Below are 22895 nucleotides of genomic sequence, written 5' to 3'. Positions count from 1 at the left end.
GCGAACCGGGGGCCGTGGGGGGTCGCCCTCCACAGGGGACACGTATGAACCCTGGTGTCGACGACACCGGTGTTCCGGTTCCCGTTCCGGAGCGGGTGGGGCGGGTCGTGTCGATCGTGCCGTCGCTGACCGAGACGGTCGCGGTCACCGCGCCCGGTCTCCTGGCGGGTGCGACCGACTGGTGCACCCACACGGCCGGGCTGGACGTGCCGAGAATCAGAGGCACCAAGAACCCCGACGTGGAGCGGATCGTGGAACTGCGCCCGGACGTCGTGCTCGGCAACACCGAGGAGAACCGTCCGGCGGACGTGGCGGCGCTGCGCGCGGCGGGCGTCCCGGTGTGGATGACCGAGATCCGCACCGTGGACGAGGCCCTGGCGTCGCTGCGCCGCGTCCTCGAAGAGGCGTGCCGGGTGCCGGTGCCCGGCTGGCTGGACGAGGCGTCCCGCGCCTGGTCGGACGTGGCGCCGGACGGGCGGCGCGCAGCGGTCGTCCCGGTGTGGCGGCGGCCGTGGATGGTGGTCGGGCGCGACACGTTCACCGGCGACGTGCTGTCGCGGCTGGGGGTGTCCAACGTGTACGCGGGGCACGCCGAGCGCTACCCGAAGGTCCCGCTGGACGAGCTGAACGCGGCGGGCGCCGACCTCGTCGTCCTGCCGGACGAGCCCTACCGCTTCACGGCGGACGACGGCCCCGAGTCGTTCCCCGGCCTCGACGTCGCGCTCGTCGACGGCCGGTACCTGACCTGGTACGGCCCGTCCCTGGTGGACGCGCCGGGCGTCCTGTCGCGGCAGCTCGCCGCCGCCCGCCGCTACTGACCGCCGGCCGCCGGGGCCGGTCAGACCTGGAGGTCCTTGGCGATGATGGTCTTGAGCACCTCGCTTGTGCCGCCGTAGATGCGGGTGACGCGGGCGTCCGCGTACAGGCGCGCGATCGGGTACTCCAGCATGTAGCCGTAGCCGCCGTGCAGCTGGAGGCACTTGTCGACGACCCGTCCCTGCACCTCCGTGCAGAACAGCTTGCACACGGCGGCGTCGGCGGGGGTGAGCTCCCCGGCGTCCAGGGCCTCGATGCAGCGGTCCACGAGTGAGCGGGCCGCCTCCACCTCGGTGGCGCATTCGGCGAGGACGAACTTGGTGTTCTGGAACGACGACACCGTCTTGCCGAAGACCGTCCGCTCCTGGACGTACTTGCGGGCGAACTCCACGGCCGCCGCCGCGGACGCGTACGAGCTGGTCGCGATGCCGAGCCGCTCCTCGGCCAGGTTGTGGGTGAGGTACTCGAAACCGCGCCCCTCCTCGCCGAGGAGGTCCTCGACCGGGACGCGGACGTCGGTGAACGACAGCTCGGCGGTGTCGGAGCTGCGGAGCCCGATCTTCTCCAGCTTGCGCCCGACGGCGTAGCCCTCGCTCTTGGTGTCGACCACGAGGATCGACAGCCCGGCCCGGCGGTTCTCCGGCCCGGCGGGCGAGGTGCGCGCGACGACGAGCACCCGGTCGGCGAGGACGCCGCCGGTGATGAACGTCTTCGCGCCGTTCAGGACGTAGTGGTCGCCGTCGAGCCGCGCGGTGGTCTTCATCCCGGCGAGGTCGGACCCGGTGCCGGGCTCCGTCATCGCGATCGCCGTCATCATCTCGCCGGACGCGAACGGCGGCAGCCACCGCTTCCGCTGCTCCTGCGAGCCGTACTTGAGCAGGTAGGGCAGGACGAGGTTGACGTGCACCCCGTAGCCGCCGAAGCTCACCCCGGCGCGGGCGCACTCCTCGGACACGACGGCCTGGTACTTGAAGCTGGTCTCGCCCCCGCCGCCGTACTCCTCGGGCACCTGCACGCCGAGCACGCCGAGCTCCCCGAGCTTGCGGTAGAAGTCGCGCGGCGGGTGCCCGGCGTCCTCCCACTCGCCGTACACGGGCGCGACCTCGGCCTCGACGAACGACCTGATCATCGCCCGGAACGCCTCGTGGTCCTCGTTGAACAGGGTGCGGCGCACGCGGTGCCCCTCTCAGTGCCTGACCCGACGGGTCGCCAACCTAGCCCGAACAGAATTCTAGAATCAAATACGGATCAGGTGAGCGCGGTGGGCCGCATTCCAGGCCGTCCCGTCGGCTGTGATGTTCGTCTCATCGGAGCCCGTCGCCGAGTGCCGCGGCGGGTCAGGGGCCTGCGGGGACTTCGGCGAGCAGCCGGGTGAAGCGTGCGGCGCGGTCCGGCGCCACGTCGCCGGGGGCGCGTCCGGCGAGGGTCGCGCGCAGTTCCGCGACGCGGGGACCGAGGCTCACCGGCTCGCCGCCGTCCACCTCGTTCAGCAGCGTCGTGACCCGGGTGGCGAAGTCGCCGCCGAACCGCACCCCGACCTCGCCCGCGGCGATGCCCACGTCGATTGCGCGGCGCAGCCGGGCGAGCGCGTCCACCGCCGCCGCGCGCCTCCCCGCCGGGACGGCCATCGGCGACGGCGGGGCGGGCGGAACCGGCGACCGGGTCGCCGGAGCGGACGGCGCGGCGGACGGCGCGGCGGACGGCGGGGCCGACGAAGGGGCGGACGGCGGGACGGCGGCGGTGCTGCCCGGCGGCGGCGTCAGGGACACCGCGCGCTGCGAGTCCGGCAGCGACGAGACGATCACCGCGAGCGGGGCGAGGACCAGCGCCAGCGCCGCCGCCGCGCCGCCGCCGAGGAGCAGCGCGCGGCGCGTCCGGCCGAGCCCGCGCCACCGCGACCCGCGCGCGGCGGGGGAGCGGGACGCGTCCGGGACCGGCCGCGCCGTCCGCGCCGCGCTCAGGGCCAGGACGCGGGCCGCCTCGGCGGCCTGCGGGCGCTCGTCCAGCTCGGCGGCGCGGCAGCGCTCGGCCAGCTCGACCAGCTCGGCGGGGACTCCGGCCGCCGCGGCCGAGCCGGATCCGAACTCCGGGTCGCCGGTCAGGCACTCGGCGAGCAGCAGGCCGAGAGCGCGGACGTCCGCCGCCTGGCCGGGCGCGATCGGCTCCGTCGGCGGCCCGTCCGCATCGGTCGCGGCATCGGTCGCGGCATCGGTCTCCGGGCCGGGTCCGGCCTCGTCGGCGGTGCCCGCGACGGCGCCGGAGAGGCCGAGGCCGATGAGCTTCACCCCGTCGGCGGTGAGGAACACCTGCGCGGCCCTCAGATCGCCGTGTGCGATCCCGCAGGCGTGGACGGCGGTCAGTGCGTCGGCGACCTGCGCGCAGACGCTCACGGCCTCCCAGGCGGGCGGACGGCCCCGTGCGAGGCGCGCGGCCAGGGACTCGCCGTCCAGGAGCTCCGTCACGGTGTAGACGAGCGCGTCGCCGTCGCCGCCCTCCGCCTCGCCGTAGTCGTAGGTGGTGACGACGGCGGGGTGTTCGAGGGAGGCGGCGGCGCGGGCGGCGTCCCCGAGCCGCCGCCGCACGTCCCGCCGCGCCCGTGGGACGGAGACGAGGGTGACGGCGACGCTCCGGGCGAGCAGGTCGTCGCGCGCGGCCCACACCTCCGCCGGGCCGGGCCGCCCGAGACGGCGGTCCATGCGGTAGCGGTCGTCCAGGCGGAATCCTGGTTTCACGGGGACCTCCCCCGGCGTGGGGACGGTGGGGTGTGTCGCGTCCTGCAGTACGCGCCGGGGCCCGGTTCGGCTCGGCGCGAGCGCCGCACGAGTACGGAGGACGAAAAGTTCGCTCGCGCCGGGTTTCGGCCTCTGGCCGGACCAGGCCACCGCCGGGGGTTGTCTTCCCGCCCGGATGTGCTTATGGCCGCGGGGTGCGGGGGCGGGTCGCCGCGGACGGGCCGGTCGGGGCCGGGTGCGGTCGGCGGCGGGTCACGCGCGGGTCATCGGCTTCTCGCGAAAGACCCAGGAGAAGGCCCCGGACATTGAAAAGCGGCGCCGGGTGGATACGGGGGCAATCCACCCGGCGCCGCATCATCGGTGTTCCGACGGGGGCCCGGAACACCGGCACGGGCGCTCCGACGGGGGACCAGAGCGCCGGTACAAATCGTACACCGAAACCCCCCGCGGTTAGTCAAGAGAATGTCACGACCCGATTTCCGGTCGCTGTCCGGAAACCGGCTTCTGTTCGCGCGCCTCGTCCCGTCCCGCGCCCTCGCCGAAGGTCGCGGAGGCCGTCGGCTCGCGTCCGCCGTTCGCGACGATCACCGCGACGTAGGGCAGCAGGAGCGCGCCGACCACGAGAAGGATCACCAGCCAGACGGGCGCGCCCGCCACGGCGGCGAGGATCGCGCCGACGAAGCAGCCGGTCCGCACCCCCATCGACATCAGGTAACGGCGCTGGCGGTGGCCGATGTCCTCCGACATGGGGCGGGGAGCGTCGGTGACCGTGTAGACCGCCGGCTCGCGGTGATGGTGGTGATTGACCCTCACGTTTCCACGGTAAGCCCAAGGCGTCCGACTGGCGACAGGAGTACGGGTCAAGACATGGGAGGAACGTCATGACCGATCGCACGTACCGGGTGACGGAGATCGTCGGGACCTCGCCGGAGTCCGTCGAGACCGCGATCCGCAACGGGGTCCGGCGGGCCTCGCAGACGATCCGCCATCTGGACTGGTTCGAGGTCAAGGAGGTCCGCGGCCACATCGAGGACGGCGAGGTCGCCCACTTCCAGGTGACCCTCAAGGTCGGCTTCCGCCTCGAGGACACCTGACCGCCCCGCCCCCGACCCCCGCGCGGGGCGCTGAGAGCGCCTGAGCGCCCCGCGGCCCGCCCCGGCGCCCACGGGGCAGGGGCGGGCCGCGGGAGCGCCGTCAGGACGCCTGTGACACCGTCGACATGTTGAAGTCGGGGACGCGCAGGGCGGGCATCGCGGCGCGGGTGAAGTAGTCCGACCACTCGCGCGGCAGCGTCGGGCCAGTCGAGCCGACCTCGGTGAGGCGGGACAGCAGGTCGACCGGGCTCTCGTTGAACCGGAAGTTGTTCACCGCGCCGACGACCTCGCCGTTCTCGACGAGGTACACGCCGTCGCGGGTCAGGCCGGTGAGCAGCAGACTCTGCGAGTCGACCTCGCGGATGTACCAGAGGCACGTCAGCAGCAGCCCGCGCTCCGTGCGGGCGACCATGTCCTCCAGCGACGCGCCGCCGTCCGGCCCGGTCATCGTCAGGTTGTCGACGGCGGGGGTGAGCGGCAGCCCGGTGCGCTCGGCGGAGAGCCGGGTCTGGGTGAGCGCGGCGAGCGTGCCGTCCGCGATCCAGTCGGTGCGGCCGAGCGCGAGGCCGTTGTCGAACACCGACGAATCGCGGCTGGACGCGTGCGCGATCACGAACGGGGCGCACTCCAGGCCGGGCGCGGCCGGGTCGCTGGACAGCGTGACGGGCAGGTCCGCGAGCTTCGCGCCCACCCGGGTGCCGCCGCCGGGCGCGCTGAACACGGTGCGCCCGTCCTGCGCGTCCTGCGCGCCGGCCGACCAGTACAGGTAGATCATCAGGTCGGCGACGGCGGACGGCGGCAGGATCGTCTCGTACCGCCCCGCGGGCAGGTCGACGCGCCGCTCGCCCCAGTCCAGGCGGCGGGACAGGTCGGCGGCGAGGGCGGGGACGTCCACGTCCGCGAAGTCGGCGGTGCCGACGCCCGTCCACGCCGAGCCGCCCGAACCCTTGGCGTTCAGCTCCAGCAGCCCGGTCGGCTGGTCGTGCCGCAGCCGCAGCCCGCCGGAGCTGCCGACGAACGTCGAGGTCAGCTCGTGGTTGGCGAACCCGTACAGGCGCCGGTCGGCGGCGCTCGCCGCGGCGAACGCCTCGCCGAGCGCGGGCGCGACGCCCTCGAAGACGCCGATGCCGGTCTCGGCGGGGTCGTCGTCCCAGTTCGCGGACGCGGCGGCGGTGACGAGCGGGGCGGCGTCCTCGGCGGGCTCGTTGCCGGCGGCGTCGGCCTCGGCGGCGCGGACGAGGTCCTCGATCCCGTCGGCGCCGACCGCCGACCGGGACACGACGCCCGCGGCGACGCCGCCCGCGGTGTGCCGCAGCGCGATGACGGTGAGGCGGTTGGAGCGGGTGACGCCGTTGGTGGTGAGCGTGTTCCCGGCCCACCGCAGGTTCGCGGTGCTCGCCTCGTCGGCGATGACGACGCACTCGTCCGCGCGGGACAGCGCCAGGGCCCGCTCGACGGCGTCCTGCGGCCTGATCGTGCTCACTGTCCGGCCTCCTTCAGGGCGTTGAGGATGTTGACGCCGCGGAACAGCGCGGACGGGCACCCGTGGCTGACCGGCGCGACCTGCCCCGGCTGTCCCTTCCCGCAGTTGAACGCGCCGCCGAGCACGTACGTCTGCGGCCCGCCGACCGCCTCCATCGAGTTCCAGAAGTCGGTGGTGGTGGCCTGGTAGGCGACGTCGCGGAGCTGCCCGGCGAGGCGCCCGTTCTCGATCCGGTAGAAGCGCTGCCCGGTGAACTGGAAGTTGTACCGCTGCATGTCGATCGACCAGCTCTTGTCGCCCAGGATGTAGACGCCGCGCTCGACGCCGGAGATCAGCTCGTCGGTGGACGGCCCGCCCTCGGCGGGCTTGAGCGACACGTTCGCCATCCGCTGGATCGGCATGCTGGACGCCGAGTCCGCGAACGCGCACCCGTTGGACCGGTCGGCGCCGGTGAGGCGGGCGATCCGCCGGTCGGTCTGGTACCCGGTGAAGCGGCCCTCGGCGATGATGTCGAACGCCTGCGCCTGGACGCCCTCGTCGTCGTACCCGATCGTCGCGAGGCCGTGCTCGGCGGTGCGGTCGCCGGTGACGTTCATGACCTTCGAGCCGTACTGGAGGTTCCCGAGCTTGTCGGGCGTGGCGAACGACGTCCCCGCGTAGGCGGCCTCGTAGCCGAGCGCCCGGTCCAGCTCGGTGGCGTGCCCGATCGACTCGTGGATCGTCAGCCACAGGTTGGACGGGTCGACCACCACGTCGTACACGCCCGGCTCCACGGACGGCGCGGCGAGCTTCTCGGCGAGCAGCTCGGGGATGCGGGCGAGCTCGCCGTCCCAGTCCCAGTGCGCGCCGGACAGCCACTCCCACCCGTACCCGGCGGGCGGCGCGAGCGTCCGCATCGTGTCGAACAGGCCGCCGGAGATGCCGACGGCGTTCACCACCGGGTGCAGCCGGACGCGCTGCTGCGTCGTGACCGTCCCGGCGAGGTCGGCGTAGAACTTGTTCTCCTTGACCTGGAGGAGGGTCGCGTCGACGTGGTCGACGCGGTCGTCGCCGAGCAGGCGGCGGCTCCAGTCGGCGAGCAGCGCGACCTTGTCGGCGGTCGGGACGGTGAACGGGTCGGTCTCGTACGCCGACACCCACGTCCGCTCGCCGTGGACGGGCTCGGGGGCCAGCTCGATCGGCTCGCGGTTGACGGCCTTCGCGACGGCGGCGACCTCCACGGCCCGCGCGGCGACGCGGGCCGCGCCGTCCGTGGTGAGGTCGATGCCCGCCGCGAACCCCCATGTGCCGTCCTTGACGACCCGGACCGACAGGCCGACGTCGTCGGCGTCCAGGGCGGTCTCCAGGGCGGCGTCGTGCAGCCTGAGGGTCTGGCTGCGGATGCGTTCTAGGCGGAAGTCGGCGTGCTCCGCGCCGAGCTCCCGGGCGCGGGCGAGGGCCGCGTCCGCCAGCGCGCGGAGCGGCAGCGAGAGGAAGGTTGGATCGATGTCATGCACCCTTGGCAACCTACCCGCCGCGCCCCTGCGGGATACCGTGCGGGACATGCGGGTGAGACCGCGCGTCAGGCCGAACAAACGGGGTGCGCGGATCTTGTCGGGTCGGTACATCCGCAGTGCCGCCCGGTGCCGCTAGGGTCGACCCGCAGCCACAGCGGAACAGTCGGTGAAACGCACGGACGTGCAGCAACAGACGTGCAGCAGACGAGAGGGTCGTGATGAGTCGCTCTGTCCTCGTGACCGGGGGGAACCGGGGCATCGGCCTCGCGATCGCCCGGGAGCTCGCCGCGGCGGGCGACGCGGTCGCCGTCACCTACCGGTCGGGCGAGCCCCCCGAGGGGCTGTTCGGCGTGCGGTGCGACGTCACCAGCGCCGAGGACGTCGACGCCGCGTTCGCGAAGGTCGAGGCGGAGCAGGGCCCGGTCGAGGTGCTGGTCGCCAACGCCGGGATCACCAAGGACACGCTCCTCGCCATCATGAGCGAGGACACCTTCACGTCCGTCCTGGACACGAACCTCACCGGCGCGTACCGGGTCGCGAAGCGCGGCGTGAAGGGCATGATGCGCAAGCGGTCGGGACGGATCGTCCTGCTCTCCTCGGTCGTGGGGCTGATGGGCTCGCCGGGGCAGTCCAACTACGCCGCGTCGAAGGCGGGCCTGGTCGGCTTCGCCCGGTCCCTCGCCCGCGAGCTCGGCTCGCGCGGCATCACGGTGAACGTGGTCGCGCCCGGGTTCGTCGACACCGACATGACGGCGGTCCTGACCGAGGACCAGCAGAAGTCGATCACCGCGGCGGTGCCGCTCGGCCGGATCGCGCGGCCGGAGGAGATCGCGAAGGCGGTGCGGTTCGTGGCGAGCGAGGACGCCGCCTACATCACCGGGGCCGTGATCCCGGTGGACGGCGGCCTCGGCATGGGTCACTGACGGGGAATGGGGCACTGACGGTCATGGGCATTCTCGAAGGCAAGCGGATCCTGGTCACCGGCGTCCTCACCGACGCGTCGATCGGCTTCCACATCGCGCGGGTCGCGCAGGAGCAGGGCGCGGAGGTGGCGCTGACCGCCTACCCGCGGCCGACGCTGACGCAGCGGACGGCGAAGCGGCTGCCGTCCGGGCCGGACTCGCCGCCCCCGGTGATCGAGCTGGACGTGACGGACTCCGAGCAGCTCGGCGCGCTCGCCGGGAACCTGCGCGAGCACGGCTTCGACCACCTGGACGGCGTCGTCCACGCGATCGCGTTCGCGCCGCAGACCGCGCTCGGCGGCACGTTCCTGGAGACGCCGTGGGAGGACGTCGCGACCGCCGTGCACGCGTCGACGTACTCGCTGAAGTCGCTGACGATGGCGTGCCTGCCGCTGATGAAGGACGGCGGGTCCGTCGTCGGGCTCGACTTCGACGCCTCCAAGGCGTGGCCGGTGTACGACTGGATGGGCGTGGCGAAGGCCGGGCTCGAGTCGTGCTCCCGGTACCTCGCCAAGTACCTCGGGCCGCAGGGCATCCGGGTGAACCTCGTCGCCGCGGGCCCGCTCGCCACGATGGCGGCGAAGAGCATCCCCGGGTTCGAGGGCCTGACGGACATCTGGGCGCAGGCGGCGCCCCTCGGCTGGGACCTCAAGAACAGCGAGCCGACGGCGCGCGCGTGCGTGGCGCTGCTGTCGGACTGGTTCCCGGCGACGACGGGCGAGATCGTCCACGTGGACGGCGGCCTGCACTCGGTCGGCGCCCCGTCGATGTAGCCCCCGGTCCTTCGCGCCTCTGAACGCGAGGAGAGGCCCCTCCCACCGCGCGGGAGGGGCCTCTCGTCTTCGCGCCGGTACCGGCCGTTCCCGGGATGTCAGCGGCGGCCTGGGACGGCGCGGCGGCGGAGGGTGCGGCCCGCGACGCTGAGGTGCAGCGCGGCGACGGCTCCCGCGGCCCCGGCCGCCGCGGCGACCCACGGCGTGCGGGCCGTGTCGCCCTCGGTGGCGGCGACGGGGGAGATGAGGCGGGTCCGCGGCGTGCCGGACGTCTGGTAGACGTCCGGGTCGGCGACCTCCGGCGACGGCAGGACCCCCGGCGGCACGCCGGGCGGGACCAGCGATCTGGACGGCGGCGCCGCGCCCCCGTAGGGGCGCAGGCCGCGCGCGTCGGTCATCGTGGACGGAGCCGGAGCGCCGCGCGGCGCGGCCCGCCGGGGCGGCGTCCGCGCGGGCAGCTTGTGCGGCGTGGTCTTCGAGGTCTTCTGCGGGGCGGGACCGGCGGGCTTGGTCGGGGCGGGCGTCGGCGCCGCCGGGCTCTTCGGGAGGATCGCCTCGCGCAGGTTGCCGAGGTTGCACTTCCAGTTCTCGATCGTGCTCGCCGGGTCGGTCCCCTTCTTGCAGATCTCCGCGGCGGCCGCGTCGGCCGGTCCCGCGGAGATGACCAGGACGATCGCTCCGGCGGAGACCGCCGCCGACGCCGAACCGAGCCGAACGAGCCGCTGGGGCATAGTGGTCCTCCACCCGATGCCGTCCCTCACCCTTGTTGACATCGTGTCCCATAAGAGGGGGTGAGTAAACCAAGGCACGGCGGTTTCTTTGCTCCGCCGCGACCCTCGGGCGTCCTAACGCACGACGAGTTGCCGCACGACGGGTTACCGCCCGACCAGTTACCGCCCGACGAGTCTCGCGAGGCGGGTGCGCCGTGCGGGCGCGTCCTCCTCGCGGACGGCCCTGGCGAGCGCGGGCCCGGCCGCCTGCACGATCGACAGGTGCCGCCGCGCCAGCCCGAACGCCGTGGCCACCAGCGGTCGGGACAGGCCGTCCGGCGTCAGGACGGCGACGACGCCGGGACGCCGCGTCCCGCGCGCCAGCGCGACCGGCACCGCCCAGCCGTGCCGGAGCCGCGCCGCGTCGGCGGGCGCGACGACGGCCGCGCCGCCGGGGAACTCGACGTCGAGGCCGTGCGGTCCGCCGCCGGTGACGACGCCGGTCTCGCCGGTCGGTGCGCAGGGGAGCGGCGCTGCGACGACGACGCGGTCGCCAGGGTCGAGCCCGGCGAACCGTCCGGGGCCGGGGTTCAGCCGGGCCTTGAGCGCCGCGTTCAGCGCGGCGGCGCCCGCGTCGCCGCCCGCGGCGGGCGTCACGATCTGGACGTCCTCCGCCGGGATGCCGAGCGCCCGGGGGATCGAGTCGGTGACGAGCTGCACGGCCCGGTGCACGGCCTCGCCGGGGCTCTCCGCCGGGACGATGACGACCTCGCGTCCGGGGGCGTCCACCGCGACGAGGTCGCCGCCGCGGACCGCCTCGGTCAGCGCGCCCAGCGGGCCGGACGGCGCCGCGTCCAGCGTCACCACCGGGACGGTCTCGGACGACTCAAGGTCGTCCAGCGGCCGCCCGGGACCGGTAGGCGGCGGCGCGCCGGGCTCCGCGCAGAGCACCAGGTGCGCGCCGTCGGGGCACGCCTCGACCAGCACGGCGCACAGCTCCACGTCGAGCGCCGCCGCGTCCGCGACGACGATCAGGTCGAGGTCGAAGGGCTCCCGCTCGCCGCGCCCGTAGACGACGGCGCCGGGCGCGGCGGACGGGTCGTCGCGCGGCTCCAGCAGCCGGTGCAGGCTCGCCACCGCCACCCCCTCGGCCTCCTGTTCGAGGTCGGCGGCGGCGCGGTCGGTGGGCGTCGCGACCGCGACCCGCAGGCCCTCACCGGCCGCGGCGGCGGCGACGCCGAGCACGGCGCGCTCCAGGTCGCCGGGCGTGCCGCGCAGGACGCTCACCCCGGTGCGCAGCGCGGCGGTGAGCGCGAGGGAGCGGTCCTCGGGCAGGCCGTCGCGCAGCTCCTTGAGGGCCGCGTCGTCCAGCAGCGGGACGGCGGTGAGCGTCAGCCGCTGGAAGCCCTCGGCCGCCGCCTCCTCCGCGAGCGCCCACCGCGCCGGGCCGAGCGTCTCCTCCGGCTCGGGCGGCTCGGCGTCCTCGGCGAAGGACTCCTCGTCGAACTCGGGCTCCTCGGTGAGCGCGAGGACGTCCGCCTCGTCCAGCGCCGCCTCGACGGCCTGGCGCGGGTCGCCGACCCGCACGCGCTCCAGCGCGGACACGACGTCCGCCACGGGCGTCACCGTGTGCCCGCCGCGCGCCGCCTCCGTCAGCAGGTGCAGGACGAGCGCGCGGCCGCGCCGCGGGTCGTCCGGCCGCGCGGCGTCGCCGAGCACGGCGCGGGCGAAGTGGTCGGCCTGCCGGGGTGCGACGCCGGGGACGCGCAGCAGCCGCCACGGGTCGTCGCGGAGCCGTCCGGCGGCGCCCGCTCCGAGCCGGGCGGCGGCGCGGGCGGCGAGCGGCGCGGGCACGCCCGTCGCCGCGAACAGCTCGGCCAGGGCGGGGAGGTCGTCCTGCGCCGCCGTCGCGCCGTTCTGGGGCGTGTGCGCGCGGCCCTCCTCCGGCTTCGCCTCCGGCGCTCTGTCCGGCGCGGCAGCGGCGGCGGCCTCGGCGGCCCGCATCGCCTCGGCGGCGCGCGCCGCCCGCTCGGCATGGGACGGACCGTCCGTTTCAGGGGCGGGGTGGGGTGTGTCGGTCACGGGCTTCCCGTCGCGGTGTCGGAGACGTCGTCCAGCGCCGCCCGGATCTCGTTCGGCAGCGTGAGGTCCTCGCTCTCCAGTATCGCGCCGAGCTGCGCCGCGGTGCGCGCCCCGACGATCGGCGCGGCGACGCCCGGCCGGTCGCGGACCCAGGCGAGCGCGACGGCGAGCGGGGAGCGGCCGAGCCCCTCGGCGGCGGTCACCACCGACTCGACGATGCGGGAGCACTCCTCGTCCAGGTACGGCTTGACGAACTCGGCGTAGTGCGCGGCGGCGGCGCGCGACCCGGCGGGGATGCCGGTGCGGTACTTGCCGGTGAGGACGCCCCGCCCGAGCGGCGACCACGGCAGCAGCCCGGCCCCGGCGTCCAGCGCGGCGGGCACCACCTCCCGCTCGATGTCGCGGCTCAGCAGCGAGTACTCCTGCTGCGCGGACACGACCGGGGCGCGGCCCGGCCAGGCGCGCTGCCACGCGGCGGCCTTCGCCACCTGCCAGCCCGCGTAGTTCGACACGCCGACGTAGCGCGTCCGGCCGGAGGAGACGGCCTCGTCCAGCGCGGACAGCGTCTCCTCCAGCGGCGTCGCCGGGTCGTAGACGTGGAGCTGCCACAGGTCGACGTGGTCGAGGTCCATGCGGTCCAGGGAGGCGTCGAGGGCGCGGAGCAGGTGCCGCCGGGAGCCGTCGTAGCGCCCGTTCGGCCTGATCGCGGCCTTGGTGGCGACGACGAGGCCGTCCCGGTCGACCAGCTCGCGCAGCAGGTGCCCGAGGATCCGCTCGCTGTCGCCGTCGTTGTACACGTCGGCGGTGTCCACGAGCGTGCCCCCCGCCTCGGCGAACGCGACGAGCTGCGCCGCGGCCTCGTCCGGCTCGGTGTCCTGGCCCCAGGTCATGGTGCCGAGGCCCAGCCGGGACACCAGCAGCCCGCTCCGCCCGAGGTGACGCTCCTTCATAGGCGGCAAATGTAGCGGTCCGCGGGACGGCTGTTGCCGCCGCCCGGCGCCGCGCTAGGGTGCGCGACCATGGCGCCACCTCCCTTTTCGAAGTACTCCCCGGACGCGCCGGAAGGCGGCGGCGGACCCGCCGCGGCGCCCGTCTTCGGCGCCGGGCCGGGCGACGACCCCGGCTACCTCGCGTCCCTGCGCGGCCGCACCGAGCTCGGCCGGATGCGGCTGCTGATGCTCGTCCTCGCCGCCGCGCCGGTGCTGGTCCTGGCGATCACGCCGCTGATCGTCGCCGGCGGCCCGGACGACCCGGCGCTCTGGCCGTTCGCCCCGCTGGTCGCCGCCGCCGCGGCCGCCGCGCTGGCCGGGCCGCGCACGCCGCGCCCGATGGCGCCGGAGGACGACCAGGGCCGCTCCGCCGCCACCGCGCTGGCGCTGTTCCGGCAGGCGTTGCTGTCGCGGTTCGCGCTCGCCGAGGCCGTGATCGTGCTCGGCCTGCCGCTCTCGATCGCCGGGAAGAGCGAACTGGTGTTCGCCGCCGGGTTCGTCCTCGGGTATCCGCTGCTGCTGTGGCTGGCGCTGCCCACCCGCGGCGGCGTCGAGCGGCTGCGCCGCAGGCTGGAGTCGCGGGGCGCCGAGTCGCACCTGTGGGCCGCCCTGCTCGCCGAACCCGTCCCGCACGATTACGTCCCGCACGACGCCGCGGACTAGAGCCAGCCGCTCTTGCGGAGGCGGCGGAACAGCAGCGTGCACGCCACCGCCATCGTCACGATGACCAGCGGGTATCCGTACCTCCAGTGCAGCTCCGGCATCTGGTTGAAGTTCATGCCGTAGATCCCGGCGATCGCGGTCGGCACCGCGATGATCGCCGCCCACGCGGAGATCTTCCGCATGTCCTCGTTCTGCCGCTTGCCGAGCAGCGCCAGATGCGCGGTCAGGACGCTGTTCAGCAGCTCGTTGTGCGCGTCGACCTGCTCGTCCACGCGCAGCAGGTGGTCGAGGACGTCGCGGAAGTACTCCCGGGTCGAGCCGCACTCGGCGACCCGCCCCTTCACGATCTCCGTCAGCACCGGGACCAGCGGGTCCTCCGCGGCGCGGAACTCCAGCACCTCCCGCTTCAGGGAGTAGACGTCCTCGGTGACGTCGCGCGCGTGCGGGTCGAACACGGCCTTCTCCAGCCCGATGATGTCGACCTCGACCTCGTGCGCGACGATGCCGTACCGGTCGACGACCTCGTCGCACACCGCGTACAGCACGCTCGTCGCGCCGTGCATCAGCATCTCGGGGGAGTCCTCCAGCCGCTTGCGGACGGGCCCGAGCGGGTTCCCCGCGCCGTGCCGGACGGTGACGACGAAGTCCGGGCCGAGGAACACCATGATCTCGCCGACCTCGATGTCGGACGTCTCGTCGATGTAGGTCAGCGTCTTCAGCACGATGAACAGCGTGTCGTCGTAGCGCTCCAGCTTCGGCCGCTGGTGCGCGGACACGGCGTCCTCGGCGGCCAGCGGATGCAGCTGGAGCTCGTCCTTGACCAGCTCGAACTCCTCCTCGTCGGGCTCGAACAGCCCGATCCAGACGAAGCAGTCGCCCTCCTCGCGGGCGAGGTCGAACGCGTCGCTGATGTCGCCCTCGATGTCGCGGCGGGTCCCGTCGGCGTAGATGGCCTTGTCCACGATCACAGCCCGCATTGTCCCGCATCCGCGGCGCGCCCGGGCCGTGCCGGACGTTCCGTGATCTCTTAGAGTGGCCGGTGTGACCACCCTTCTCCTGGTGCGGCACGGCCTGACCGCGATGACCGGCCCCGTGCTGGCCGGCTGGACGCCCGGCGTCCGCCTCGACGAGCGCGGCCGCGCGCAGGCCGGCGCCCTCGCCGCCCGCCTCGCGCCGCTGCCGCTCGCCGCCGTCGTCGCGAGCCCCCTCGACCGCTGCGCCGAGACCGCCGAGGCCGTCGCCGCCGGCCGGACCGGCCCCGCCGGGAAGGTCGAGACCGACGACCGGTTCGGCGAGGTCCGCTACGGCGACTGGACCGGCCGCCCCCTCAAGGAGCTGGCCGAGGAGCCGCTGTGGCGGGTCGTGCAGGCCCACCCGAGCGCCGTCCGGTTCCCCGGCGAGGACGGGGAGTCGCTCGCCGGCGCGCAGCACCGCGCCGTCACCGCCGTCCGCGACTGGAACCGGCGGATCGCCGCCGAGCACGGCCCCGACGCCCTCTACGCCGTGTGCAGCCACGGCGACATCATCAAGGCCGTCGTCGCGGACGCCCTCGGCCTCCACCTCGACCAGTTCCAGCGGATCCAGGCCGACCCCGCGTCGCTCACCGTCATCCGGTACACCGAGACGCGGCCGTTCGTCGTCCGCGTCAACGACACCGGCGGCGACGTCGCCGCCCTCGTTCCGGAACCGCCGGGGGAGGGCGCCGGAAAAGCCGGACTCGGGCCGGGTGACGCGCCCGTCGGCGGCGGCGCGTAGGGTCGGTGTCATGCCCGTCATCTCCTACGACCCGCCGGAGCGGTTCGTCGCCGGCGCCGTCGGGCGTCCCGGCGACCGGGCCTTCTTCCTGCAGGCGCGCTCCGGCCGCCGGGTCACCAGCGTCGGACTGGAGAAGTTCCAGGTCACGCTGCTGGCCGAACGGCTGGAGGAGCTGCTGGACGAAGTGCTGCGGCGCAGCGGCGGCGACGCCCCGGTGCCCGCCGTCACGCCGTCCGAGCTGCTCGACGACGGCCCGCTCGACCAGCCCGTCGAGGAGGAGTTCCGGGTCGGCACCATGGCCCTCGCCTGGGACCCCGACGACGAGCAGGTCGTCATCGAGGCGCAGGAGGTCACCGAGACCGAGGAGGAGGCCGAGGTCGGCGAGGACGACCCCGCCATCGCCGTGCTCCGCGTCCGGATCAGCGCCGCCCAGGCCCGCGCGTTCGCCGAGCGCGCCCTGAAGGTCGTCGCCGCCGGGCGCCCGCCCTGCCCCCTCTGCGGCCTGCCCCTCGACGCCGAGGGCCACGTGTGCCCCCGGCAGAACGGATACCTCGGCTGAGATGACGACCCGTTGTGCTGGATCATGGACGGCGCGGCCGGGAGAATGAGGCCATGACGCAGTCCTCCCGCGACCGGGCCCCCGCCGGCGACGCAGCCGGGCAGGGCGCGTCCGAACGCCCCGTCCACCCCCGGGACGTCGCCGCCGCCGAGGGGCTGCTGTCCGCCGGGCGGATCAGCGTCGAAGGGCGGCTCGTCCAGGCGTCCAACGCCACCCTGTACTGCTCCATCGAGCACGACGGGCGAACCGCCGCCTGCGTCTACAAGCCCGTCGCCGGCGAGCGCCCCCTCTGGGACTTCCCCGACGGCACCCTCGCCGAGCGGGAGGTCGCCGCCTACGAGGTGTCCAAGACCATGGGCTGGGGGACCGTCCCGCCGACCGTCCACCGCGACGGCCCCTACGGGCCCGGAATGGTCCAGCTCTGGGTCGAGCCCGACCCCGACATCGACCTCGTCGGCCTGTCCCGCTCCGACGACGACGCCATCCGACGCATGGCCGTCTTCGACGCCGTCGTCAACAACGCCGACCGCAAGATCGGCCACCTGCTGCCCCCCGGCGACGGGCACGTCTACGGCTGCGACCACGGCGTGTGCTTCTCCGTCGAGTACAAGCTCAGAACCGTCCTGTGGCAGTGGCGCGGCAAGCCGCTCACCCCCGAGGCACTCGACGCGCTCGGCCGCGTCCACGCCGCCCTGCGCGGCGGACCCCTCGCCGCCCGCCTCTCCGAACTCCTCACCCCCGCCGAGGTCGACGCCACCCGGCGGCGCGTCGAGCTGATGCTCAAGCACCGGATCCACCCGTACCCGCCCGAGGACTGGCCGGCCATTCCCTGGCCTCCCCTCTAGTGTGGGGGGGCGACCCCCCACGCCCCCCGGGCGACGCAGGCGATCCTCACGTCGCTGGTTCTGTCTTTTGTGCCTGTGCGGGTGATCCTTGCGTCGCTGCGGTCGCCTGCGTCGGCGGGGTGGGCGGCCTCCGGCGCTGGGGCGCCTCCGGCCGCCCACCCCGTGACCCCCGGCTGAGGTTTCCGTCCAACTCAGCGGGACCCGGGCGGTTGGGGAAATGTCGCTGGTGTTGGAATTGGGGGATGTGTACGGCGATCGTTCATGTTGATCCGGGGTCTGTGGTTCCTGTCCTGGTTGTGGGGGTTCGGGACGAGTTCGTTGCTCGGTCTTGGGAGGCTCCGGGGGCTTACTGGGGGGATCGGCCTTCGGTTGTCGGTGGGCGGGATCTGCGGGCCGGGGGGACGTGGCTCGCTGTGGAGCCTGGGGTGCCTCGGGTCGCGACCGTGCTCAATGGGCGGGGGCGAATGGCTGATGAGGCGGTTCGGGTCTCGCGGGGCGAGTTGCCGTTGCGTCTTGCTTCCGAGGGGAAGTTGGGGGAGCTCGATCTTCGGGGGTTCGATCCGTTCCATCTCTTGGTGGCCGAGCCCGGGCGGGTTCGGTTGTGGAGTTGGGACGGGGTCGAGGTGAGCGAGCGGGAGCTGGGGGCCGGGCTCCACATGATCGTCAACAGCGGGCTCGAAGGGGAAGGGCAGCTCGAAGGGGCCACCGAGGACGCCTACATGGCCGCGCGGCTTGATCATTTTCGGCCTCGGTTGACTGCGGCCGTTCGGCCTTCGCCCGGGTTCGAGGAGGGCGTGGAAGCGGCTTGGGGGGAGTGGCTGCCGTTTGTGAACGGGGGTGGGCTGCCCCGGGCTGATCACCGGGCGCTGCTTCCGCTGCTCGACCTGGGGGACGGGCGGGTTTGGGGGACCACCTCCGTCAGTCTCGTGGCTCTTCGGCGGGACGGCCTGCGGTACGACTTCTCCGCCGCGCCCGGTGACGCCGGGGCCTGGACGCGCGTGCTGTAGCCGTTTTCCGCCGACTGGGCACGGGCGTGTGACGCTCGGTGCTAGGTTTGCTACTCATCGCGATCTTCGTGGGGCGGGGGGACCGCCCGGTCATCGGCAGACGGGGAGTGCGGCGGATGGCAGGTGGGGCACGGGGGCAGGGCGACGTCCTCCCCGTCTTACCGCGGTCGCCGGAACGGGGCGCCGCGCCGCCGCCGGTGCGGGGGCGCACCCCGGTGCAGATCGCCTGGACGCGGTTCCGCCGCGACCGGGCCGCCGTCGCCGCCCTCGCCGTCCTGTTCGCCGTCGGGGTGTTCGCGCTGCTCGCGCCGCTGTGGGCGCACCTGACCGGGCACCCCTACGACGCCACGTTCCCGGCCACCGGGCTCGACGTCGACGGGCAGCCGCGCGGGCCCGGCGCGGAGTTCCCGCTCGGCGCCGACCAGCTCGGCCGCGACGTCCTCGTCCGCGCCGCCTACGGCACCCGGATCTCCCTGGTCGTCGGGGTCTGCGCGGCACTGCTCGCGTCGGTCGCGGGGACGCTCGCCGGGACGCTCGCGGGATTCGCCGGCGGCCTCACCGACACCCTTCTCGCCCGGTTGATGGACATGACGCTCGCGCTGCCCTACCTGCTCGTTGCGATCACGCTGGCGACGACGTTCCAGGTGTCCTCCGCGGGCGCGGGGCTCGTCATGACGACCCTGGTGATCGCGTTCTTCTCGTTCGCGGCGTTCGGCCGGGTGATCCGCGGGCAGGTGCTCGCGCTGCGGCGGCGGGAGTTCATCGACGCGGCCCGCGCGGCCGGGTCGTCCAACGCGCGGATCATGCTGGCGGACGTCCTGCCGAACCTGGCCGCGCAGGTCACCGTGCTGACCTCGCTGCAGATCCCGGCGGCGATCGGGTTCGAGGCGACGCTGTCGTTCCTCGGCGCGGGCGTGCGGCCCCCGATGCCGAGCCTCGGGTCGATGCTCGGCGAGGGCGGCGACGTGTTCCGCACGGCGTGGTGGCTGCTCGCCGTCCCCGGGACGCTGCTGCTGCTGACCACGCTGTCGTTCAACCTGATCGGCGACGGGATCCGCGACGCGCTCGGCCCGGGCGGCCGGGCCCGGCGCGGGAGGTGACCGGGGCGGTGCCGCGCCACGTCCTCCGCCGCCTGCTGTACTCGGTCACCGTGCTGTGGCTCGTGTCCACCCTGGTGTTCGTGTTCCTGCACGTGTCGCCCGTCCCGGTGGAGCGGGTGATCGGCGGGCCGCGGGCCACCGCCGAGACCCTCGCCCGGATCCGCGGAAGCCTCGGGCTGGACCGGCCCGTCCTCGTCCAGTACTGGCGGTTCGCCGAGCGGCTGCTGCGCGGCGACCTCGGCGACTCCTACGTCAACGGGACGCCGGTGTCCGCGCTGATCGCCGAGCGGCTCCCGACGACGCTGTGGCTCGTCGGCGGCGCGGCGTGCCTGTGGTCCGCGGGCGGCGTCGCGCTCGGCGTGCTGAGCGCCACCCGGGCGCGCACCCTGTGGGACCGGGCCGCCACCCTGTTCGTGCTGGTCGGGCTGTCCACGCCGCCGTTCGTGCTGGCGCTCGTGCTGCTCTACGCGTTCGCGACGGGACTCGACCAGGCCGGCGTCCACCTTTTCGAGGCGGGGCCGCCGATGCAGGAGCACTTCCTGCGCCGGATGACGCTGCCGTGGATCGCGCTGGCGCTGCTGATGCTCGCGACCTACACCCGCCTCACCCGCGGCGCGATGCTGGACGTCCTCGCCGAGGACTACGTCCGCACCGCCCGCGCCAAGGGGCTGCCGGAGCGGCGGGTCGTCCTGCGGCACGGGCTGCGGGCGGCGCTGACCCCGGTCGTCACCCAGTTCGGCGTCGACCTCGGCGCGCTCGTCGGGTCCACCGTCGTCACCGAGAAGGTGTTCGGGCTGCAGGGCGTCGGCCAGCTCGTCTACCAGTCCATCGCGGCGGGCGACACCCCGGTGATCATCGGGGTGACGCTGACCGTGACGCTGTTCGTGATCGCCGCGAACCTGCTGGTGGACATCGGGTACTCCGTCCTCGACCCGCGCGTCCGGTCCGGCTGAACCCGGCACGCCGGGCACTATGCGGCGCTTGGTGCGATCTCGCCGCGAACCCGCTGAGAGAGCATGGCTAAGCTTTCGATATGCGATCGTGGTCGGCACCCGAAGTCCCCAGCCTCCCCGCGTCGGGGCTGCCAGCGGCGGCCAGGCCGCTCAGCCTCCACGACACCGGAACGGGGACGACCCGGCCCACGACGCCCGGCCCGACCGCCCGCATGTACGTATGCGGGATCACCCCCTACGACGCGACGCACCTCGGCCACGCGAACACCTATCTGGCGTTCGATCTCGTGAACCGCTTCTGGCGGGACCTCGGGCACGGCGTTCACTACGTCCAGAACGCCACCGACGTCGACGACCCCCTCCTGGAACGTGCCCGCGACACCGGGCAGGACTGGCGCGCCCTCGCCGACCGGGAGATCCAGCTCTTCCGCGACGACATGACGGCGCTGCGCGTCCTGCCGCCGGACCACTACGTCGGCGCGGTCGAGGCGATCCCGCTGATCGTCGAGATGATCGAGAAGCTGCGCGGCCGGGACGCCGCCTACGAGGTCGCCGGCGACGTGTACTTCCCCGTCGCGTCCGACCCGTCGTTCGGGCAGGTCAGCCGCCTCACCCGGGACGAGATGGCGCCGCTGTCCGCCGAGCGCGGCGGCGACCCGGACCGGGACGGCAAGCGCGACCCGCTCGACCCGATGCTGTGGATGGCGCGGCGCCCCGGCGAGCCCGGCTGGGAGTCGCCGTTCGGGGAGGGCCGCCCCGGCTGGCACGTGGAGTGCTCGGCGATCTCCATCGAGTACCTCGGGATGGCGTTCGACGTGGAGGGCGGCGGCTCCGACCTGGCGTTCCCGCACCACGAGATGAGCGCGTCCCACGCCCAGGTCGCCACCGGCGAGCGCCCGCACGCCCGCGCCTACGTCCACGCGGGCATGGTCGGGCTGGACGGCGAGAAGATGTCCAAGTCGCGCGGGAACCTCGTGTTCGTGTCGAAGCTGCGCAAGTCCGGCACCGACCCGATGGCGATCCGGCTGGCGCTCCTCGCGCACCACTACCGCGCCGACTGGGAATGGACGGACGAGGGACTCGACGAGGCGGCCGCGCGGCTCGACCGGTGGCGCTCCGCTGTGAGCAGGGCGTCCGGGCCGTCCGCCGCACCCGTCGCCGACGCCGTCCGCGCCGGGCTCGCCGACGACCTGGACGCCCCGGCCGCGCTCGCCGCCGTCGACGCCTGGGCCGCCGCCGTCGGGTCCGACGAGGCGGCGCCGTCGCAGGTCAGGGCCGTCGTCGACGCGCTCCTCGGCGTCGCGCTCTAGCCCCGGCGGGTCATTTCAGGACGTAGCAGTCCCAGTCGGACGGGGTGGCGGCGTCGCCGCGCAGCCGCGCCTCCGCGTCGGGCGCGTACTGCGACGCGCACACCGTCGTCATCGTGATCGGGGTGTCGACGCCGATGTCGCCGTTCCGCGGCACGCAGTACCACTTGCCGACCCGGTAGACGGCGTTCCGGTCGCGCGCCCCGCAGTAGCGGTCCGGGTCGGGGGAGCCGAGCACGACCGGCTTCGGCGGCGGGTCGGACGACGGCGGCGGCCGCCCGGTCTCGCCCCCGCCGCCGGGGCGCGTCCCTCCGCTCGGGCTCGGCCGTGACGGCGAGGTCGTCGTGGACCGGCCGGGACTCGGCCGCGCCGACGAGGGTCTCGACGTCGTGGCGGTACCGGGGACGGTCACCCGCTCCTCGCCCTGCGGCCCGCCCGCCTCGGCGGGGGCGTCGGGCGGACGGTCCAGCAGCATGTATCCGGCCGCTCCGGCCAGGGCGGCGGCGGCGAACGCGGCGACGGCGGCGACGACCGCGCGCCCCCACTTGCGGCGTTGCGCCCCGCCGGAGCCGTCGCGCGCGGTGTCCGGGGAGGTCTCGGTGGGCGCGGGCGGCAGCGTGTCCGAGCCGCCGCCGTCCTCCAGCGGGGGAGGCGGCGGCTGCGGCGCGGGCGGGGCCGCCGCGGCGGTCGTGTCGAAGGCGTCCTCGTGTCCGACGAGCCGCAGCAGGAGCTGCGCCGCCGTCGGCCGCGCCGCCGGGTCCTTGGCGAGGGACGCGCCGACCAGTTCGCGCAGCTCGCCGTCCAGGCCGCCGAGGTCGGGCTCGTGGTGCAGCACCCGGTACATCACCGCCGGGATGGAGTCGGACCCGAACGGCGGGCGGCCCGTCGCCGCGAACGTGATCGTCGCGCCCCACGCGAACACGTCGACGGCGGCGCCGACGTCCTCCCCCGACACCTGCTCGGGCGCCATGTAGGCGGGGGTGCCGACGGCGCGGCTGCTGACGGCGCTCGCCGCGTCCAGCACCCGCGACAGCCCGAAGTCGATCACACGGGGGCCGTCCGGGCCGAGCAGGACGTTGTGCGGCTTCAGGTCGCGGTGCACGACCCCGGCGCGGTGGATGGCGGTGAGCGCGCTCGCGGTGCTGACGGCGAGCCGGTCGAGGGCGCCGCCGACGAGCGGCCCGTCCCTGGCCACGGCCCGGTTCAGCGCTTCGCCCGGGACGTACTCGCTGACCAGGTACGGGGTGTCGCCGGCGACCTCGGCGTCCAGGAACTGGGCGGTGCAGAACCGGGCGACCTGCTTCGCGACCTCCGCCTCCCGGACGAACCGGGCCCGCGCGGTGGCGTCGTCGTCGAACTGGACCCGCAGCAGCTTGACCGCGACGTGCCCGCCGTCCGCGTCCTCGCCCAGGTAGACGGTGCCCTGCGCGCCCGAGCCGAGCCGCCCGAGCAGCCGGTAGCGGCCGAGCCGCGGCGGGTCGTGCGCACGCAGCGGCTGTGCGTCCGGCACCGGCGCTTCCTCCCCGTTCCCGTCGTGCTGGCGTGGCTCGTCCTGGTCTGGCGTGACCC

General features: G+C 74.5%; 22 protein-coding genes. 12 read left to right on the top strand and 10 right to left on the bottom strand.

Features of this window, described 5'->3' with window-relative positions; translation table 11 throughout:
- Positions 1-44 precede the first annotated feature (44 nt).
- Entirely contained in the window at positions 45-818 is a 774-nt protein-coding gene (locus tag FXF65_RS09410; RefSeq protein ID WP_148349311.1) for a helical backbone metal receptor, read from the top strand.
- A 20-nt stretch (positions 819-838) separates the two neighbouring features.
- Here the strand turns inward: FXF65_RS09410 and FXF65_RS09405 are convergent, their stop codons facing one another.
- The 3 genes from FXF65_RS09405 to FXF65_RS09395 form a co-directional block, all read right to left on the bottom strand.
- Entirely contained in the window at positions 839-1990 is a 1152-nt protein-coding gene (locus tag FXF65_RS09405) for an acyl-CoA dehydrogenase family protein (protein ID WP_148349310.1), read from the bottom strand.
- Positions 1991-2153: 163 nt separating this feature from the next.
- The gene (locus tag FXF65_RS09400; RefSeq protein WP_148349309.1) at positions 2154-3548 is read right to left on the bottom strand and encodes a serine/threonine-protein kinase; all 1395 of its coding nucleotides are present in this window, start codon (positions 3546-3548) and stop codon (positions 2154-2156) included.
- Positions 3549-4013: 465 nt separating this feature from the next.
- Complete coding sequence (locus FXF65_RS09395; protein ID WP_246198446.1) at positions 4014-4361, bottom strand: DUF3099 domain-containing protein; 348 nt, start codon at positions 4359-4361, stop codon at positions 4014-4016.
- Between the two features lie 68 nt (positions 4362-4429).
- Here FXF65_RS09395 and FXF65_RS09390 point away from each other — a divergent pair, with 68 nt between their 5' ends.
- Positions 4430-4642 carry a dodecin gene (locus tag FXF65_RS09390; RefSeq protein ID WP_148349308.1) on the top strand — a complete coding sequence of 71 codons (213 nt, stop codon included), beginning with the start codon at positions 4430-4432 and terminating at the stop codon, positions 4640-4642.
- Between the two features lie 100 nt (positions 4643-4742).
- On the opposite strand, the gene FXF65_RS09385 is transcribed toward FXF65_RS09390, so the two are convergent.
- Together FXF65_RS09385 and FXF65_RS09380 are read right to left on the bottom strand one after the other, a co-directional pair.
- Entirely contained in the window at positions 4743-6116 is a 1374-nt protein-coding gene (locus FXF65_RS09385; RefSeq protein WP_148349497.1) for a metallopeptidase TldD-related protein, read from the bottom strand.
- A gap of 5 nt (positions 6117-6121) precedes the next feature.
- Positions 6122-7621, bottom strand: a complete 1500-nt coding sequence (locus FXF65_RS09380) for a TldD/PmbA family protein (protein ID WP_222868450.1) — start codon at positions 7619-7621, stop codon at positions 6122-6124.
- Between the two features lie 218 nt (positions 7622-7839).
- Between FXF65_RS09380 and FXF65_RS09375 the strand changes: the two genes are divergently transcribed.
- Together FXF65_RS09375 and fabI are read left to right on the top strand one after the other, a co-directional pair.
- Complete coding sequence (locus tag FXF65_RS09375) at positions 7840-8544, top strand: beta-ketoacyl-ACP reductase (RefSeq protein WP_148349306.1); 705 nt, start codon at positions 7840-7842, stop codon at positions 8542-8544.
- Positions 8545-8567: 23 nt separating this feature from the next.
- A complete protein-coding gene (fabI, locus tag FXF65_RS09370; protein WP_148349305.1) occupies positions 8568-9356 on the top strand; it encodes an enoyl-ACP reductase FabI in 789 nt (262 codons plus the stop codon).
- 98 nt (positions 9357-9454) lie between these two features.
- Here the strand turns inward: fabI and FXF65_RS09365 are convergent, their stop codons facing one another.
- From FXF65_RS09365 to FXF65_RS09355, 3 genes are all read right to left on the bottom strand, one after another.
- Entirely contained in the window at positions 9455-10087 is a 633-nt protein-coding gene (locus FXF65_RS09365) for a hypothetical protein (RefSeq protein WP_148349304.1), read from the bottom strand.
- 159 nt (positions 10088-10246) lie between these two features.
- Positions 10247-12148 (bottom strand): helix-hairpin-helix domain-containing protein, encoded by a 1902-nt coding sequence (locus FXF65_RS09360; RefSeq protein WP_246198445.1) that lies wholly within the window; start codon positions 12146-12148, stop codon positions 10247-10249.
- The gene (locus FXF65_RS09355) at positions 12145-13098 is read right to left on the bottom strand and encodes an aldo/keto reductase (protein ID WP_148349303.1); all 954 of its coding nucleotides are present in this window, start codon (positions 13096-13098) and stop codon (positions 12145-12147) included. Before FXF65_RS09355 ends, FXF65_RS09360 begins: the two co-directional genes overlap by 4 nt.
- 69 nt (positions 13099-13167) lie before the next feature.
- Between FXF65_RS09355 and FXF65_RS09350 the strand changes: the two genes are divergently transcribed.
- Complete coding sequence (locus FXF65_RS09350) at positions 13168-13800, top strand: hypothetical protein (protein WP_148349302.1); 633 nt, start codon at positions 13168-13170, stop codon at positions 13798-13800.
- On the opposite strand, the gene corA is transcribed toward FXF65_RS09350, so the two are convergent.
- On the bottom strand, positions 13797-14777 hold the full coding sequence (corA, locus tag FXF65_RS09345) for a magnesium/cobalt transporter CorA (protein WP_187412184.1): 981 nt from the start codon (positions 14775-14777) through the stop codon (positions 13797-13799). The two genes, FXF65_RS09350 and corA, sit on opposite strands and share 4 nt — an antisense overlap.
- A 64-nt stretch (positions 14778-14841) precedes the next feature.
- Here corA and FXF65_RS09340 point away from each other — a divergent pair, with 64 nt between their 5' ends.
- From FXF65_RS09340 to mshC, 7 genes are all read left to right on the top strand, one after another.
- The gene (locus tag FXF65_RS09340; protein ID WP_148349300.1) at positions 14842-15555 is read left to right on the top strand and encodes a histidine phosphatase family protein; all 714 of its coding nucleotides are present in this window, start codon (positions 14842-14844) and stop codon (positions 15553-15555) included.
- A gap of 10 nt (positions 15556-15565) precedes the next feature.
- Positions 15566-16114, top strand: coding sequence for a DUF3090 domain-containing protein (locus FXF65_RS09335; protein ID WP_148349299.1), 549 nt, complete (start codon positions 15566-15568; stop codon positions 16112-16114).
- Positions 16115-16167: 53 nt separating this feature from the next.
- Positions 16168-16959, top strand: a complete 792-nt coding sequence (locus FXF65_RS09330) for an SCO1664 family protein (RefSeq protein ID WP_148349298.1) — start codon at positions 16168-16170, stop codon at positions 16957-16959.
- Positions 16960-17201: 242 nt separating this feature from the next.
- Complete coding sequence (locus FXF65_RS09325; RefSeq protein ID WP_148349297.1) at positions 17202-17966, top strand: NRDE family protein; 765 nt, start codon at positions 17202-17204, stop codon at positions 17964-17966.
- Between the two features lie 116 nt (positions 17967-18082).
- Positions 18083-19066, top strand: a complete 984-nt coding sequence (locus tag FXF65_RS09320; RefSeq protein WP_148349296.1) for an ABC transporter permease — start codon at positions 18083-18085, stop codon at positions 19064-19066.
- Positions 19067-19074: 8 nt separating this feature from the next.
- Positions 19075-20019, top strand: coding sequence for an ABC transporter permease (locus FXF65_RS09315; protein ID WP_148349295.1), 945 nt, complete (start codon positions 19075-19077; stop codon positions 20017-20019).
- 80 nt (positions 20020-20099) lie between these two features.
- Positions 20100-21329 (top strand): cysteine--1-D-myo-inosityl 2-amino-2-deoxy-alpha-D-glucopyranoside ligase, encoded by a 1230-nt coding sequence (gene mshC / locus FXF65_RS09310; RefSeq protein ID WP_148349294.1) that lies wholly within the window; start codon positions 20100-20102, stop codon positions 21327-21329.
- Between the two features lie 10 nt (positions 21330-21339).
- On the opposite strand, the gene FXF65_RS09305 is transcribed toward mshC, so the two are convergent.
- The gene (locus FXF65_RS09305; protein WP_148349293.1) at positions 21340-22836 is read right to left on the bottom strand and encodes a serine/threonine-protein kinase; all 1497 of its coding nucleotides are present in this window, start codon (positions 22834-22836) and stop codon (positions 21340-21342) included.
- Positions 22837-22895: the final 59 nt, after the last annotated feature.

Origin of the sequence: Actinomadura syzygii, assembly GCF_008085905.1 — a bacterium.
Lineage (GTDB): Bacteria > Actinomycetota > Actinomycetes > Streptosporangiales > Streptosporangiaceae > Spirillospora > Spirillospora syzygii.
Note: the sequence above shows the minus strand (reverse complement) of the source record. Positions and strands in the feature narration are given on the sequence as shown.

Excerpts from the sequence above, each read along its gene's own strand:
- FXF65_RS09410 (WP_148349311.1), top strand. The coding sequence starts at position 45 with ATGAACCCTGGTGTCGACGACACCGGTGTTCCGGTTCCCGTTCCGGAG.
- FXF65_RS09390 (WP_148349308.1), top strand. The coding sequence starts at position 4,430 with ATGACCGATCGCACGTACCGGGTGACGGAGATCGTCGGGACCTCGCCG.
- FXF65_RS09375 (WP_148349306.1), top strand. The coding sequence starts at position 7,840 with ATGAGTCGCTCTGTCCTCGTGACCGGGGGGAACCGGGGCATCGGCCTC.
- fabI (WP_148349305.1), top strand. The coding sequence starts at position 8,568 with ATGGGCATTCTCGAAGGCAAGCGGATCCTGGTCACCGGCGTCCTCACC.
- FXF65_RS09365 (WP_148349304.1), bottom strand. The coding sequence starts at position 10,087 with ATGCCCCAGCGGCTCGTTCGGCTCGGTTCGGCGTCGGCGGCGGTCTCC.
- FXF65_RS09355 (WP_148349303.1), bottom strand. The coding sequence starts at position 13,098 with ATGAAGGAGCGTCACCTCGGGCGGAGCGGGCTGCTGGTGTCCCGGCTG.
- FXF65_RS09350 (WP_148349302.1), top strand. The coding sequence starts at position 13,168 with ATGGCGCCACCTCCCTTTTCGAAGTACTCCCCGGACGCGCCGGAAGGC.
- corA (WP_187412184.1), bottom strand. The coding sequence starts at position 14,777 with ATGCGGGCTGTGATCGTGGACAAGGCCATCTACGCCGACGGGACCCGC.
- FXF65_RS09335 (WP_148349299.1), top strand. The coding sequence starts at position 15,566 with ATGCCCGTCATCTCCTACGACCCGCCGGAGCGGTTCGTCGCCGGCGCC.
- FXF65_RS09330 (WP_148349298.1), top strand. The coding sequence starts at position 16,168 with ATGACGCAGTCCTCCCGCGACCGGGCCCCCGCCGGCGACGCAGCCGGG.
- FXF65_RS09325 (WP_148349297.1), top strand. The coding sequence starts at position 17,202 with ATGTGTACGGCGATCGTTCATGTTGATCCGGGGTCTGTGGTTCCTGTC.
- FXF65_RS09320 (WP_148349296.1), top strand. The coding sequence starts at position 18,083 with ATGGCAGGTGGGGCACGGGGGCAGGGCGACGTCCTCCCCGTCTTACCG.
- mshC (WP_148349294.1), top strand. The coding sequence starts at position 20,100 with ATGCGATCGTGGTCGGCACCCGAAGTCCCCAGCCTCCCCGCGTCGGGG.